Annotated in this window: 18 protein-coding genes; 15 read left to right on the forward strand and 3 right to left on the reverse strand. The window is 39.6% G+C overall.

The features are described 5' to 3' along the window. Positions 1–205 precede the first annotated feature (205 nt). Positions 206–640 (forward strand): GNAT family N-acetyltransferase, encoded by a 435-nt coding sequence (locus ACFQ2J_RS10115; RefSeq protein WP_386059561.1) that lies wholly within the window; start codon positions 206–208, stop codon positions 638–640. 108 nt (positions 641–748) lie between these two features. Here ACFQ2J_RS10115 and ACFQ2J_RS10120 read toward each other — a convergent pair whose 3' ends face one another. After that, positions 749–1,723 carry a hypothetical protein gene (locus ACFQ2J_RS10120; protein ID WP_386059563.1) on the reverse strand — a complete coding sequence of 325 codons (975 nt, stop codon included), beginning with the start codon at positions 1,721–1,723 and terminating at the stop codon, positions 749–751. A 214-nt stretch (positions 1,724–1,937) separates the two neighbouring features. On the opposite strand from ACFQ2J_RS10120, the gene ACFQ2J_RS10125 reads away from it, so the two are divergent. The 12 genes from ACFQ2J_RS10125 (at position 1,938) to ACFQ2J_RS10180 (ending at position 11,744) form a co-directional block, all read left to right on the forward strand. After that, on the forward strand, positions 1,938–2,882 hold the full coding sequence (locus ACFQ2J_RS10125; protein WP_386059565.1) for a hypothetical protein: 945 nt from the start codon (positions 1,938–1,940) through the stop codon (positions 2,880–2,882). A 16-nt stretch (positions 2,883–2,898) separates the two neighbouring features. Next, complete coding sequence (locus tag ACFQ2J_RS10130; protein WP_386059567.1) at positions 2,899–3,114, forward strand: hypothetical protein; 216 nt, start codon at positions 2,899–2,901, stop codon at positions 3,112–3,114. An 11-nt stretch (positions 3,115–3,125) separates the two neighbouring features. Then, positions 3,126–3,506: a hypothetical protein gene (locus ACFQ2J_RS10135; protein ID WP_386059569.1), complete on the forward strand. Its 381-nt coding sequence runs from the start codon at positions 3,126–3,128 to the stop codon at positions 3,504–3,506. Positions 3,507–3,692: 186 nt separating this feature from the next. Beyond that, entirely contained in the window at positions 3,693–4,145 is a 453-nt protein-coding gene (locus tag ACFQ2J_RS10140) for a helix-turn-helix domain-containing protein (protein WP_386059572.1), read from the forward strand. Between the two features lie 189 nt (positions 4,146–4,334). Next, the gene (locus ACFQ2J_RS10145) at positions 4,335–6,320 is read left to right on the forward strand and encodes an ABC transporter permease subunit (RefSeq protein WP_386059574.1); all 1,986 of its coding nucleotides are present in this window, start codon (positions 4,335–4,337) and stop codon (positions 6,318–6,320) included. 84 nt (positions 6,321–6,404) lie between these two features. Continuing rightward, the gene (locus ACFQ2J_RS10150; RefSeq protein ID WP_386059577.1) at positions 6,405–7,007 is read left to right on the forward strand and encodes a DedA family protein; all 603 of its coding nucleotides are present in this window, start codon (positions 6,405–6,407) and stop codon (positions 7,005–7,007) included. A gap of 52 nt (positions 7,008–7,059) precedes the next feature. Beyond that, complete coding sequence (locus ACFQ2J_RS10155) at positions 7,060–7,872, forward strand: GNAT family N-acetyltransferase (RefSeq protein ID WP_386059580.1); 813 nt, start codon at positions 7,060–7,062, stop codon at positions 7,870–7,872. 39 nt (positions 7,873–7,911) lie between these two features. Continuing rightward, on the forward strand, positions 7,912–8,391 hold the full coding sequence (locus tag ACFQ2J_RS10160) for a hypothetical protein (RefSeq protein ID WP_386059583.1): 480 nt from the start codon (positions 7,912–7,914) through the stop codon (positions 8,389–8,391). 29 nt (positions 8,392–8,420) lie between these two features. After that, entirely contained in the window at positions 8,421–10,340 is a 1,920-nt protein-coding gene (locus ACFQ2J_RS10165; protein ID WP_386059585.1) for a S9 family peptidase, read from the forward strand. Between the two features lie 24 nt (positions 10,341–10,364). Beyond that, the gene (locus tag ACFQ2J_RS10170) at positions 10,365–10,736 is read left to right on the forward strand and encodes a hypothetical protein (protein ID WP_386059588.1); all 372 of its coding nucleotides are present in this window, start codon (positions 10,365–10,367) and stop codon (positions 10,734–10,736) included. 45 nt (positions 10,737–10,781) lie between these two features. Beyond that, on the forward strand, positions 10,782–11,183 hold the full coding sequence (locus ACFQ2J_RS10175; protein WP_386059590.1) for a hypothetical protein: 402 nt from the start codon (positions 10,782–10,784) through the stop codon (positions 11,181–11,183). Between the two features lie 21 nt (positions 11,184–11,204). Next, positions 11,205–11,744 carry a GNAT family N-acetyltransferase gene (locus tag ACFQ2J_RS10180; RefSeq protein ID WP_386059593.1) on the forward strand — a complete coding sequence of 180 codons (540 nt, stop codon included), beginning with the start codon at positions 11,205–11,207 and terminating at the stop codon, positions 11,742–11,744. 128 nt (positions 11,745–11,872) lie between these two features. On the opposite strand, the gene ACFQ2J_RS10185 is transcribed toward ACFQ2J_RS10180, so the two are convergent. Next, complete coding sequence (locus ACFQ2J_RS10185) at positions 11,873–12,193, reverse strand: hypothetical protein (RefSeq protein WP_386059596.1); 321 nt, start codon at positions 12,191–12,193, stop codon at positions 11,873–11,875. Between the two features lie 218 nt (positions 12,194–12,411). Further along, positions 12,412–12,888, reverse strand: a complete 477-nt coding sequence (locus ACFQ2J_RS10190) for a glutathione peroxidase (protein ID WP_386059599.1) — start codon at positions 12,886–12,888, stop codon at positions 12,412–12,414. Between the two features lie 245 nt (positions 12,889–13,133). Here ACFQ2J_RS10190 and ACFQ2J_RS10195 point away from each other — a divergent pair, with 245 nt between their 5' ends. Together ACFQ2J_RS10195 and ACFQ2J_RS10200 are read left to right on the forward strand one after the other, a co-directional pair. Beyond that, the gene (locus ACFQ2J_RS10195; protein WP_386059602.1) at positions 13,134–13,322 is read left to right on the forward strand and encodes a helix-turn-helix transcriptional regulator; all 189 of its coding nucleotides are present in this window, start codon (positions 13,134–13,136) and stop codon (positions 13,320–13,322) included. Positions 13,323–13,692: 370 nt separating this feature from the next. After that, positions 13,693–14,085 (forward strand): hypothetical protein, encoded by a 393-nt coding sequence (locus ACFQ2J_RS10200; protein WP_386059605.1) that lies wholly within the window; start codon positions 13,693–13,695, stop codon positions 14,083–14,085. Positions 14,086–14,164 lie beyond the last annotated feature (79 nt).

Here is a 14,164-nt window from a genome sequence, read left to right on the forward strand (position 1 = left end):
AATAATTTCACCACAGCAAATTTTTTGGTATTTTGCTGTGGTTTCCGTGGTGATGAATCCCTAACCTATTATCGAGGCCTTACTTTTGTTGGTCAGCCAATTACTGATTTTATTTATTCTAGAAAATGTCGATGGTACATATAGTTACTTGTTGGATCAAATTTCTACATAATTAAAAATACATGTATCGATTTCGGAGGTTCTTATGATTGAACTTAAGCCAATTGACCGTCATAATTTTTTTGATGTAATCGATTTGAAAGTAGCGGAAGACCAGAAAGCCTTTGTTGCTTCAAATGTATTTTCGCTTGCGCAGGCGAAGGTGTACCCCGAGTGCATCTGTCTAGGAATCTATCATGAGGATGAAATAGTCGGTTTCACGATGTACTGTATGGATGCCGATGACAACGAATATTGGATTTACCGCTTGATGGTCGATGAGAAGCACCAGGGGAAAGGATATGGGCTTGCTGCGATGGAGAAGCTGATTGAGCTGATCAAACAGGATACTTCGCACAACGTGATTTACTTAAGCTTTGAGCCGGAAAACACCCAGGCGAAGAAACTATATGAAAAGCTTGGTTTTGAAGCGGATGGGCGGGTAATTGACGGAGAGGTAGTATATAAGCTGACTTACTAATAAGGGTCGTATTTAATAAGCTCCATTCTTAATCAGAAGAGCAATTGATCCATTCCTTTCAGTTACAAAAGAGAAGGCACACGCTCATTTCCGGCGTGTGCCTTCTCTTCATTTCCCTTCGATTGTTACGTTTTCTTTATCCGTATCTGGATTGTCTAACCGGAAACCGACAAATGAATCATCGACACGAGTGAATAAACCTCTATTGCTTGTTTTTATCCCTGAAAAAGTTGTATCGAAAATTTTCTGATGAACGACATTTCCCTCTAGAGTGATTTCTTCATCTGTTGTCTCCCATACGATTGGATCTGGTACATAGGTTTGCGGGTGTGGTGGGTCTGTCATTTCGTGTCCATCTTTTTCTTTGAAAGTCCCGTACGTTTCAAGAATTTCTAAAGGTCTAGAATAAGTTTCCAAGGTATGATTATAATTCGGGTCTGTCGTGTACGTATAATAATCAAAGAAAGCACCTGTGAACCCTGAGGCTTCATATTCTGTAACTTCATGGCTGCTTAATTGATAGGATGCCTCCGGGATATGAAGACTGATGTCCTTGGTGTTCTGCCCCAACTCATCCATTGTGATATCAAGGGTATAATTACTCGAAAGAGTCGATCGTTCACCGCCCTCAAATTCTAAGTAAATGTCCTCAACCACTCCACCGTGTTTTTCATTGATCGTTTCGGAGATGGCAATATTGTTGATAGTATCTGCAAGTTCATCAAGCGTTTTATTTGTATATTCACTTGCTAATTGGACGAGTTCGTCGTCAGAAAGATCATGAATATCTTCAATCGTGGTGTCTTCAAGCTGATAAACGGTTACCTTACCTTTATTAAAAACAAACACTTTATTGACGTTGGAATCTCTAACAGGACTTTCAGCTGTTTCAATCCAGACAGAATATTCTTCGAACCCTTCACTGATCGGCATGAAATCTTCGGCTGTATGATTCCGTGGATTATCGTAGGTTGACTCCTCGCCAGTTGGTTGTTCAGCCTTCCCCTTGTCTCCACATGCTGCTAAGAGCAATATAGCAGTCAGTGCTGCAACCATAACTGCCCACTTTTTACGTAATATCATTTCTTCTCCCCCGTATTCAATTTTTTTATGTAAGTTTATTTAGGAAAAATGTACCATTGATAGCATAATGCTTTTTGCTTAATTATTCAACATGTAAAACGCATATAGGGTTCTAACAGAAGCAGTTATCAAACTTACAATATGTTATCTTAATAATGGAAGTTTTTTCCCTGAACAAGTGTATTTCTCTATACATAATGAAAAGAGGTTCATGATGAAAAAGCATAGTATTCTATCATTGTTATTGATCGCAGCATTCTTATTCGGCTGTTCTGAGGATAAGCCGCCAGGTGAAAATTCCAACTCCTCTCAGACTGACGAAACCACCGAAGGTGCTAAGGCAGCTGAAGAAGCAGGTAAGGAACTGTCCGATGAGGAAGCGATAGCTATTGTGGATGGAATTTATTCTGAGCTCGTTACTTCATCTAAAGAAGAGGATATGGACAAATTTAAAAAGCTTTACTCCCCGACAATTGAAGAAGCAATCGTTACAAGCGATTTTGATGCATTCAAAACAAACTACCAGAAGAAATCTAAAGAAGATTATGATATTGATGTGCTGTTCCAAACCTCCGATGTCATTGGCACAAGTATCTTTGAGTACACGAATCAGAATGCCGACAATATAGCGGACCATTCGAATACTGCGTTTAAATTGTTTGTGGAAAAAATAGATGGCGAATGGAAAATTTCCGCAAGTGAGAATGTACAGAGGGCCTATGAGGAAGTGTTCATCCCTTCTGCAATTGAACGGTATGGGGAAGCGTATTGGGAAGAAGGGGCGTTCAGTGTGTTTCATGAGACATGGTTTGATAAGGTATTGAGAAATACGGTTGACGCGCAGCTTATCAAACTGAAACCTGAAGCAAACGGCGGAGTAGAGGGCGAGCTAGCAGTAATTAACGGACTGGATAACAACATCTCGAGCATTCAGTTTGATACATTGATTTTGAATAGTGGCAAAGATGCAGTCCCTTATGCAGATCTATCCGAGCTTGAAGTAGAAGGTACCAAGGCTCTCTCATCCAAGGATATTCTTTACGTTCCTTTTTCAATAGCGGCAGAAGATATGCTTGTATCCGCAGAAGAGATAGATTTTTCATATATTGGGCAGGAGGCTTCCGTTGGCTATATCGTGAATGAAGAAATCATTTTCTAGGTGTGGAGGGATTGAGATGGAAGAGCAGCATAATACTCAAAAGCCTAAATTGGAAAACTACATCACATATGGCATGGTTGCTGGTATACTTGTTGGTTCACTCATAAGTACATTTGGTTTCATGTTCGGATATGTATTCCTTTCAATCGTTGGGGCGGGTATAGGGTTACTCTTAGGAATGCTGGCAGGTATTCTGCTCTACACCCTCAAAAATAAAAAGAAAAGGGTTTAGAGGAGGAATATATGAGTCTTAAACATAAAACACTAAAAGAGTGGGTTGGTTTTCTAGTATTTTCGGTCATTTTGGTGGGTGGGTTTATCTATTACCACTTAGGATTTACACCAAAAGATTCATTGGAGTTATACCAGCAAATGCATTTTGCTGACGGCTATGAAGAGGTGCAGGAGCTTGTGTTAGAAGGTTATGAAGAGCACATCAATGAAGAAGACATTGATTACATTCAAAGTTATTCATTAGACCGGGGTATCTCCCAATTCACGTTATTCGAATACAGCGATAGATCTTATGTCGTGATGACTTCCCCTGGGACTGCACGACTGAAGGTGCTTGCGGTGGAAGAATTACCAGAGGATGTAAGAAACTTCTTTATGGATTTACCATGATGTTTACATAATGAAATCGGTGACCTCACAAAAGGGTCACTTTCTTTTTTGAGTGAAAATGCTGATGAGGCAAGGTTTTCAGTGGGGTAACCTGAGGTTGCGGGTCGGTGCAACTATATGTATCTTTACTTATTCAACCGTCCCTAACCATAATGGATGTAGAACGAGGAAAGGTGACGTGTGGATATGATTTTTGGAGAAAAGTTGAAGAAGGAAAGAACAAACATAGGGTGGTCCCAAGGGGAATTGGCAGAAAAAATCTTCGTTAGCAGACAGTCTGTTTCGAAGTGGGAAAATGGGCAGAATTATCCGAGCATCGAAATCATCATTAAATTGAGTGACCTGTTCGGTGTGACAATTGATGAACTATTAAGAAGTGATGAAGAACTGACAGAAAAGGTGATCAAGGACAGTAAGCAGCTGGCACACCCAAAGCTTAAGCGCTTCTTTGATTCACTGTTACTGCTAAGTGTAGGGTTGTTTTTCATGAAAATCGGTGTCGTACTGTTGAATAAATTCACAGCATTGGACGTTACGTTCTTAGGGGATTCATTCTTGTGGAATTTCGGTCCGTTGCTCTTATTCATTGTGTCAGGGATTGCCTCTGAAACTTTAAAAGAAAAATATAAAGCAGAATGAAACGCTGGTAAGAGAATTCAGCCTATTTGGATAAACAAAACAATAAATGTAATTTTATGTTAAAATTAACTAATCAAGCAGTTAAGACACCTATGTAGCTCTTGACTGCTTTTTTATATTAAATTTTCCGAAAGTTCAAACACTATGTGATTATTCGGTACATAGAGAGAGCATTAAGGGGCTGAAAAGTTGAAAAACAGTATAGTAAGGGGAGTCTTTTATTACCTGTTAGGTGTAGTTGGCATCCTGGCGATCAGTGTTGCGCCATATTCTCTGGCAGAAAGAGGCGTCTATAATCCATTTGGTTATACCGTAGAGTTCTTCAAGTTCGTGTTTAATTTTTTCAAGCCGAATTCCTGGTCCGTCCATTATACATATGAAAGTACGCCGATCTTCGAGATTGTCTGGGACCCATTTGTCTATTCCATGCAAATATTCACCAGTACATTAGCGCTTGGCTTCGGGGCAGCATTTATTTTAGCCTTGATCGCGAACTTTTTACCGAAGTTCGTTCTCGGATTTATTAAAAAGCTTTTGAATTTGTTCGAGGCTGTCCCTGACCTTTTGATTGCCTTCGCACTTCAATTGCTTGTGGTGTACATATTCAAATCCAGTGGGGTTAAGATTTTTGAAATTGTAGCATTGGATGATAAGAAAATATATTTGGCTCCGATCATCACGCTTGCCATCTTACCATTCATCTCGTTATTCAAAATATTGCTATTAGCGATTGAGGAAGAATTGCTTAAGGATTATGTAGATTTCGCTAAAAGTAAGGGGCTCGCGTACAAAGGCGTGCTATTTTTTCACATCTTAAAGAACCTTTTACCTAGCGCATTCTATCATTCGAAAATCATTCTATGGGCATCGCTTTCAAGCCTGTTCATTATCGAACGAATCTATAATATGAACGGGATCACGCAACTGATTATTGAAGATTTCCGCCCGATGGTAGTGGCTGTATCCCTGCTTATGATCTACACGCCGTTCTTTTTCGTTTTCTATGTCGTTGACCGTTGGATTACAGAAGACGAAAGGGTCGGAATACCGATTGTCAAAAAAGAGAAAAAGGATTGGCGTAAGTGGAAGGTTTGGCCATTCCTCCGTCAGTCTTTTAAAGTATTAGTGGACCACTTGAAGAATGTGAAATTTGCTGCTGGGTTCTTGTTTATATTCGGGGTGATCGTCTATAGTTTTCTCCATTCCAAATTTGCGGAAACCCAGGTCCGACAGGTTAGACTTCACCATAATGAAGATGGCTCATTCGCAGGCGCGCCGCCGTTCCCTCCAGGTGAAGGACCGTTTTTATTCGGGTCGGATATGCTGGGCTACAGCCTGTTCGATCAAATCGTAGTCGGAGCTAAATATACGCTCCTTGCTGCCTTGGCAATTGCCCTGTTAAGAATTTTGACAGGCATGTTCTTCGGCATTTTCTATGCCTTTCGAGTTCAATCTGACAAGCAAAAATGGCTGGAGAAAATCGTTGATGCTATGCACTTCTTACCACTCAGCATCATTGCCTACTTATTGTTGAAGCCGATTTTAGTGCAGCCTACAAGACCACCATTTGAATGGTCAACGACATTAAGTGAACGCATCTTTTTGGAAATTGTGATCCTGACGATCCTAGTCATTCCGTTGACTACGGTGCTGGTAGGGAATGAAATCAAACAAATAAAGAAACAAGAGTTCATCTCAAGTGCAAAAGTATTAGGAGGAGGGAACAGGCACCTGTTGTTCCGCCATATCCTCCCTCATCTTGGGCCGAGATTAGCCATCCTATTCAGTCAGCAATTCATACAAGTATTGATCATCTTCGTTCATTTAGGTTTCTTCGATATCTTTTTTGGAGGAACAGAAAAGAAGGTGGATGGGTTCATGCAGGACCCACCAAGTTCAATTACTTATGAGTGGTCAGGATTAATTGGTGCTACAACAGATGCAATAGCTACGGGCCGGTATTGGATGGTCCTCACTGTTCTGGTAGTGTTTATGTTGTGTATCATAGCGATGCAATTGATCATTCAAGGAATCAAAGAGGTCCAGCAAGTAAAAGTTGGGGTCGTATATAAGAAAATCAAGCCTGCAAAGGAGAAAAAGATTATCGAACGCTCGGAGGCTCCTGCGACAGAGGAGTTCACTTTCGTAGATTCGTCGAAACGGCACACGTCTTGAACTGGAAATTAGAAAGGGGTTGCTGAGGCAACTCCTTTCTTATTGGAAAAATAAAATTTAAATCAAGTGAATACGGGAGGAAATATGGAGAGTTGGCTGACTGAAATTATGAGTGAATACGGATATATGGGAATCATGTTTTTGATTGCATTCGAAAATATTTTTCCACCGATCCCTTCTGAAGTGATATTGACCTTTGGGGGTTTCATGACAACTGCATCTGACCTTACGATCTTTGGTGTTGTCATTTCTGCAACCGCAGGCTCCGTTATTGGAGCTGTTGTTCTGTATATGATTGGGTTGCAACTGGACGTAGCAAGATTAGAGAAGATTACAGATCGATGGGGACATATCCTCCGTCTCAAGAAGAATGATATTCATAAGGCCGATGCCTGGTTTGATAAATATGGACCTTGGACGGTTTTCTTCTGTAGGTTCGTTCCTTTGATTCGTAGTTTAATTTCCATTCCTGCAGGTATGTCCAATATGAATGTGGGCTTGTTTCTGCTATTCACTTCACTGGGAACTTTAATTTGGAATGTTGTACTTGTTTACTTGGGGGCCTCGTTGGGAGGTTCTTGGGACGTAATTGTTGAATATATGGATATATACGCAAGAGTCATTTATATCCTATTGTTTATACTTGTTAGTATTTTGATTATAGTGTTTGTGAAAAGAAGAAGATGAAATAGTTTCACGTGGAACAATTTAGGAGAATATTACGAGAGGAGAATAAAGGTTGATAGTGGAGCTTGAGCAGACTGAATTTTATAAGTGCAAAGATTTGTTAAATGAACAAGGACAACTGGAACCCAAAGCCACAATGGAAGGCAAGAATGGTGATCGGATATTCGTAGATGATCGAAGCGCTCCTACATCAGGTTTTATATGGCTGGGGAGTGATAATGGATTCATCTTTATTGGGCATGCAGAAAATGAAGCGTTCAACTCAGAACTGCATGATTTTTTTAACACAGTAATCAAAGTAGATACCAAAAACACCTCGTTTGAGGCGATAGGGAACCATTCGAAATGGAACAGTACATTTGAAGAAGTGTTTGGCGAGAACATGAAGCATTACAATCAGAGGGTGTATGAATTACATAAGGATGATGGTAGAACTCTAGAAGAAGTCCAAATAGAGCAAGGCTATGTAGTCGTAAAAATCACAAAGCATCTCTTGAATGATTCCGCATATGAAAATATTGAATTCTTGCATTCGAAGATTTTAGAGTTTTGGACTTCTTTGGATGATTTTATAAGCGACGGTGTAGGATATAGTGTTATTTATGAAAATGAGATTGTAAGTGTCTGCTTTTCCGGCGTGGTTGCGGGAAGTGTACACGGGATAGACATTGAGACACTAAAGGCTCATCAAGGGAAAAAGCTGGCTCAGAAAGTTGCCCATGCTTTTGTGGAAGAGTGTTTAGCAAATGGAATCACTCCATATTGGGATTGCATGGAGATCAATAGAGCATCTGTTTCTGTTGCAGAAAATCTGGGATTTAAAAATACATTCAATTATGTTTGGTACAGTATCCCGTTTAAGTAGATTTCACTTTTTTACAAATCACTTTTTGGGGGGATACGAGTGAAGAAAAGAATGAGTGTTTATGTTTGTTTATTAGCTGTTTTTCTAATGGTAAGTGCTTGTAGTAACGATTCAGAAAAAAGTGCGCCGCCTATAATGTATAACTTTAAGGAGCCCACGAGTTATCCATTTGAAATTAGTGAAGCATCTACTGAAATTGATATTGGAAAGCCTGATTATTTACATCAGTTCATTTTCACCTATTACAACGAAGAGACAACACAACGACTCAAATACATAGTAAGCAAAGTGCTGGGAGAGCAAGAAGAGCTCTCGAAGAATGACAAAATAGAATACCAATTAAAAAATGGAGTGTCAGCTTATTACGAGGAAACTTCTACGTCCCAGTCCTTGTGGTGGGAAAGGCATGATGGCTTTTTAGCCCGTTATGTTTACTTTACAGATAATAATAGAAGCGAATTGGGCAATTACAAATTGGAGATTGAAGACTTTTTAGACTTAGCAAACCAAGTCCAATAATTAATTAAAACCAGATTAGGAGATTTTATATGGGTAGCAATGAAAGTACATATTTAAGTATCAAAGAGCTTGCTTCATTACCGGCTTTGTCAGCCGTAACGATCAGTGAAGACGGTGAGAACGTAGCCTTTGTCAAAACTACAGCTGATTGGAAAGACAATACATACAACAATCACATCTGGGTCTATGAAAAGAACAAACGGGAATGCTACCCATTAATAGAAGGTGCATCTCCATTATGGTCTCCAGACTCCAACCAGATTGCATATCTTCTTCCGGTCGGGGATGAGAAGAAAAATCAGATCTTTGTAGAGTCATTGGATGGTTCAGACAGGGTTCAAATTACGGATGAGCAGGAAGGTATAAGTTCATTCAAATGGGATCCCAGTTGTAAGGGCCTTTACTATGTTGCTCAGGCTGAAGAATCTGAGGAAATTAAGCGGCGCAGGGAGACCTATGGGGATTTCCAGTATATCAGCAAGGACTACCGAAATCACCGGTTGCATTATATTGAAGCTGATTCCACTAGCATGGCGCGCACCCTAACTGACGATAAGGATTTTCATATTCATCAATTTGATATCTCATCGGATGGGGACACGATTGTTTTTATGGCGACCCCAAGCTCGGATATGGCCGATTCTATTAATGGAGCTTTATACATATTGGATCGTAAAACTGGAGAGCTGAAAAAGGTGCCTACAGATAAGCTGCTTGGAGGGAGCGTTTGTATTTCTCCTGATGGCAGCAAAATTTGTTACACAGCTAGCATTAGAGAGAAAGATTATTATAAGATCCATATCCAGGACAACACCCTGGAGATTTACGACCTTAATACAGGTGAGCGCTCTCACCCTTTAATAGAGGTTGATAGCACGGTGACTCCATTACGGTGGATGGAAAAAGGGATTTTAATCAAGTGGCAGGATAAAACGAATTATCTAGTCGGAATGTTATCTAAAAATGGCACGGTAGAAAAGCTGAGCGAAGATGGCTTCGTGATGGAGGCTTCTATAACTACTAATGGAGAGCACCTCGCATATAGCAAGGCCGCATCAAATGAAACCTTTGAGGTCTATCTCGACAATGAAAAAATCACGGATGAAAATAGCTTTTTCAAAAGGAAGCTCAAGAGTAACAGGGAGATCATAACGTGGAAAAGCAGCGATGACCTTGAAATCGAAGGGGTGTTAACAACCTCGGCAGACTTTGACCCAAACAAAACATACCCTTTATTGGTATTTATCCATGGTGGTCCAGGATGGGCGTCTTTCCCGATCCATTCTGGCTGTTTCAATGAAAAATATCCTGTCGAGCAGTTTGTTGAAAAGGGCTTTATCGTTTTAGAACCAAACTATAGAGGAAGCACAGGGTATGGGAATGAATTTCTGAAAGCCAATTATAGAAATCAGGGGATAGGCGACTATCAAGATATAATCTCTGGCGTTGACACACTCGTTGAAAAGGGGATTGCAGACAAGGGCCGAGTTGGAGTTATGGGATGGAGCAATGGTGGTTTTATATCAGCCTTCTGTTCTACCTATAGTGATCGATTTAAGGCAGCGTCCGTTGGTGGTGGGATTACGAATTGGAGCACCCATTATGCAACTACAGATATCCCTTACTATATCAGAATGTATATGGGGGATACTCCTTGGAATGATTCCGAGGTTTACAGGACAACATCACCTATAAACTATATTCAATCAGCTTGTACCCCGACTTTGATCCAGCATGGAGAAGTGGATGCAAGAATTCCAGTTTCGAATGCATTTGAGCTGTATCAGGGGTTAAAGGACATGGAAGTCGAAACGGAATTAGTTATTTTCAAGGGAATGGCTTATAGTTCGGCCCACCCAGGAGTGAATGTGGCGATCATGAAGCAGAACTTGATGTGGTTCTCGCACTATATACTAGGGGAAAGCATGCAAGGTTTTAGAGGTCTGTAATCATTCAAAAGAAGGGGCATTACATTGCTTAAAATAAAGTTAATCATAGAATTGTTATTGCTACTTTCTGTGATTTCAGGATGCCAAACCAATAATTTAAACCTGGATCAGAGTGTGACGAGTATAGTGATTTATGAATGGGGTTCGAACAAACAAATAAAAGCCATCGACGATCCAAAAACAATTGATAACCTTGTGAGTGAATTGAATGCAGCAAGAGCCGAAAGTGTGTCTGATACAGGGGATATAGCATCACCGGATTATAGAATACTATTTATGAATGGCGAAGATAGTTTGAAAGAGTTAGGGTATTATTCCTCTGAAGCTGAGGACCGTTATATTGATGTGAAAAAAGAAATGCTGTATGTCATTGATTATTCATTGCCACTGGAGTAGTAGAAAGAGAGACTTTTATAAAATGAACGATCCGGGAGAGATTGTGTGAAGAAAATATTAGGTGGTATAGCAATTCTTTTACTTATGATTGTATTGTTGTATTTAATGGTGCGGGATTATTATGTCCTACATGAAGAGGTCCAGCAGGCATCAGTTCAAATAGTCACTCTTCTAAAAATGACTTTATGGGCGTTTATGTTCGGTATTCTGATGGAGTGGAGAGGTTTGTGGAACCTTGTGAGAGGAAGGTTTCACTTGAACTGGCTACTTCTTATACCGACAATCCTATTGTCTGTGGTTGTTTTTATTCCAAGAATATATTGGATTGACTGGTACCAAGTATCTCAGAACTTCTATCCGAATGTCTTCTTATTACCAGATATACATATGATCTTGACGGTTTTCGCAGGAACGATGCTGGTCCGCTCATTTTCGACTCGATATTGATTCAATGGAGGGAGGATGGATATGCCAAAAAACCTAACCATCAAATCAATTCAATCCGCAGATATTACAGCAAACATGCTGGATCATTTTGAGCGCAAACAAGAAACACGAAACGTCCATGTTCAAACTAATGGGAACTTGATAAATAAAGAAGATGCTTTTGAAGATGATTGGACAAACGAGGACAAACGTAACATCGTTGCGCATTTTGATACTGTGCTGAACGATGGAGGAGCTGTCATCGTGGCTGAACAAAGTGGAATGGTTGTAGGATTCGCAGTAATTGAGGGGAATCTATTCGGAAGCCGTGATACCTATTTAGAGCTTTCCTTCATCCACGTCACTCGGCAAATGCGTGGCAAAGGTATCGGTGAAATGCTGATGGAAAAGGTAAGGGACGAAGCGAAGCGGCTGGGAGCATCGAAGCTTTATATAGGTGCACATCCAAACGTCGCTACTCAATCTTTTTATCGGAAAATCGGCTGTGTTTTAGCTGAAGAGGTGAATCAAGAAATCTATGATCGCGAGCCAAGAGATATACAGCTGGAGCTACTTCTCTAAAAAATATAGCCTGCCCGTCATCTTTTTATTAAACCCAATATGTTTTGTAACCTGTATAGGGAGTAAAACAAAGTAGGGTTACCATTGAAAGCGTTCAGATGTTTATCTGAACGCTACTTTTTGTTGTTTTATTCAACTAAAGTATTCTTCTTGAACATAAACAAACCCCAATATGCAATCAAATATAATAAACCAAGGATAATATAAACTGTCCAAACGGCACCTTGTTGGAGCTCACTAACTAAGTGTTCAAATTCATTTACGCCCTGATGGCGTCCAATGCTGTTAAATATGCCTGTTATTGGAATTGTGATGGAAACGGCAATAGTTAGGATAGACAAAATTACCATTTTCTTTCTTACCATATTCCAAACAGCGGTTGCGAAGGTTGTTAATAAAAACAAGTAGAAAATAACCCAAACCCCATTAGGTAGTGTTTCCCAATACATCCTATCTCCCCCATTTAAATAACTTCAAAATACCTGCGCCGTTAGTTAACATTCTTATTCTTATATTAACATAAATATCCATTTATCCTGTGTGTTGGACAGAAAATTATCAACAAAAATAAGCAGTCCGATTTATATGTTCCTCGGACTGCTAAAGCGGTTGTTTTTTGTTGTACTCCAAAACTGAACGCATGAACCTAGTACAGGTAGGCTTTTATTTATTTCAACTTTTCAATTGATTTTTCGATTTTCGCAGGTTCCGTCTGAGGTGCGAATCGTTCCACCACTTCACCATTCCGGTCGACAAGGAACTTCGTGAAATTCCACTTGATGTTGCTGCCAAGCATCCCTTTGGCTTCACCTTTCAAGTGTTGGAATAATTCGTGTGTATTCTCGCCGTTTACATCAATCTTCTCGTGCATCGGAAAAGTGACGCCATAATTGATGCGGCAAGCCTCTTCAGCTTCTTGTGCCGTGCCAGGCTCCTGGTTAGCGAACTGGTTACACGGAAAGCCTAGAACGACTACACCATCGTCCTTATATTTCTTATAAAGTTCCTCCAAGCCGTCGAACTGCGGTGTCAGTCCACACTTGGAAGCTGTATTGACGATCACCATGACGTCGCCTTTGTATTGCTCCAGGTTATACGTTTCCCCATTGGACTTCGTTACAGAGATATCATAAATACTACTCATATTTTTCTCCCTCCATTATGAAACGTTACTTTCAGTTTACCTCTCCAGGTCAGAAAAACAAATGTTAATGCTTTAGTGCAGTGAGGGACAGTCCCCCGCCGCTTTAAAGCGTTGAAGTGCTAGGTGCTTCCAAGGAAAGAAACCAAAGCATGTGTCAAAAGTGTTTGACACATGCTTTGGTTTTTATTACCATTATGGTGTAAAATACTTTTGACAGCCTGTGGTGAGAAAAGGATGATAACAATTTGAAAAATAATATTAAAACATTGAGGGAAGATCTGGGAGTGTCACAAGGTAAGCTTGCTACGCTTTGTAATGTAAGCCGCCAAACTATAAACGCTATTGAGAATAATAAGTATGACCCTACCTTGAAGTTGGCTTTTAATATTGCGAAGCATTTAGGAACAACGGTTGATAAAGTATTTTTGCCATAAATTTTTGGAAGGGAAGAGTGAAAGGTGAGCTTATTTCTGACATATTTAGTTGTGCCGATTATCTGGCTCTTCGTAATAGGTGGGCTGTCTGGTAGTAATGAATTTATATTCAAACCTAAAGAGGATGAAAGAAAAGAGTGGATAAAACAAAAAGCAGTGGTACAAAGTTGGGCTACTTTAATTCTTTTTCTCCTTACAAATTTCCTGTTTGATTTTTTCAATGTAGGCGATCCCAGAGTGAAGGACATAAAATATCCTGAGCTATTTTATTTGGTAATTGTATTGCTGAGTTACTACATATTTTACTTTATTAATGGAAGGAAAGTACGCGCTTAAGTGTTTGCTTTAGTAACAGAAAGGGGAGGAAAAGGTGAATAAATCCAAAAGATTCATAGCGTTTCTCACGTTTATTGTCTTTGTTGTAATCGCAGGATATACATTTTATGAATGGATTAGGTTTGGAACTATTAATGGAAGTTCAATATTTTTCAGTTTTCTTGCTTTATCTTATTTCTTGAATTGGATTACTTGGGGAGAAGTTGAAGGTAGAGGAGAAAAAGATGAATTGGATGTACACATTAAAACTCAAAGTACTAGAATAAGTTGCTTTGTTTTAATGTTTTTGTCAGGCTTAATTTTATTTGTTTCTGATGGGGTAACGGATTTGAAAGATATTGATAATTATCCTTTACTCATAGTGGTAGGGCTTACGTTTGTTACATTGCCAATGACAGAATTTATATATTCTAAGAAGTATAAGTAATTAACATAGGGAGAGTCCCCAATCATCCTGAGGGCATGGAAAAACGAACAAGCCACAGCAACTTGATTCCTTAAGAATT

Origin of the sequence: Thalassobacillus hwangdonensis (assembly GCF_042675915.1) — a bacterium.
In the GTDB taxonomy this organism is placed as follows: domain Bacteria; phylum Bacillota; class Bacilli; order Bacillales; family Halobacillaceae; genus Thalassobacillus_A; species Thalassobacillus_A hwangdonensis.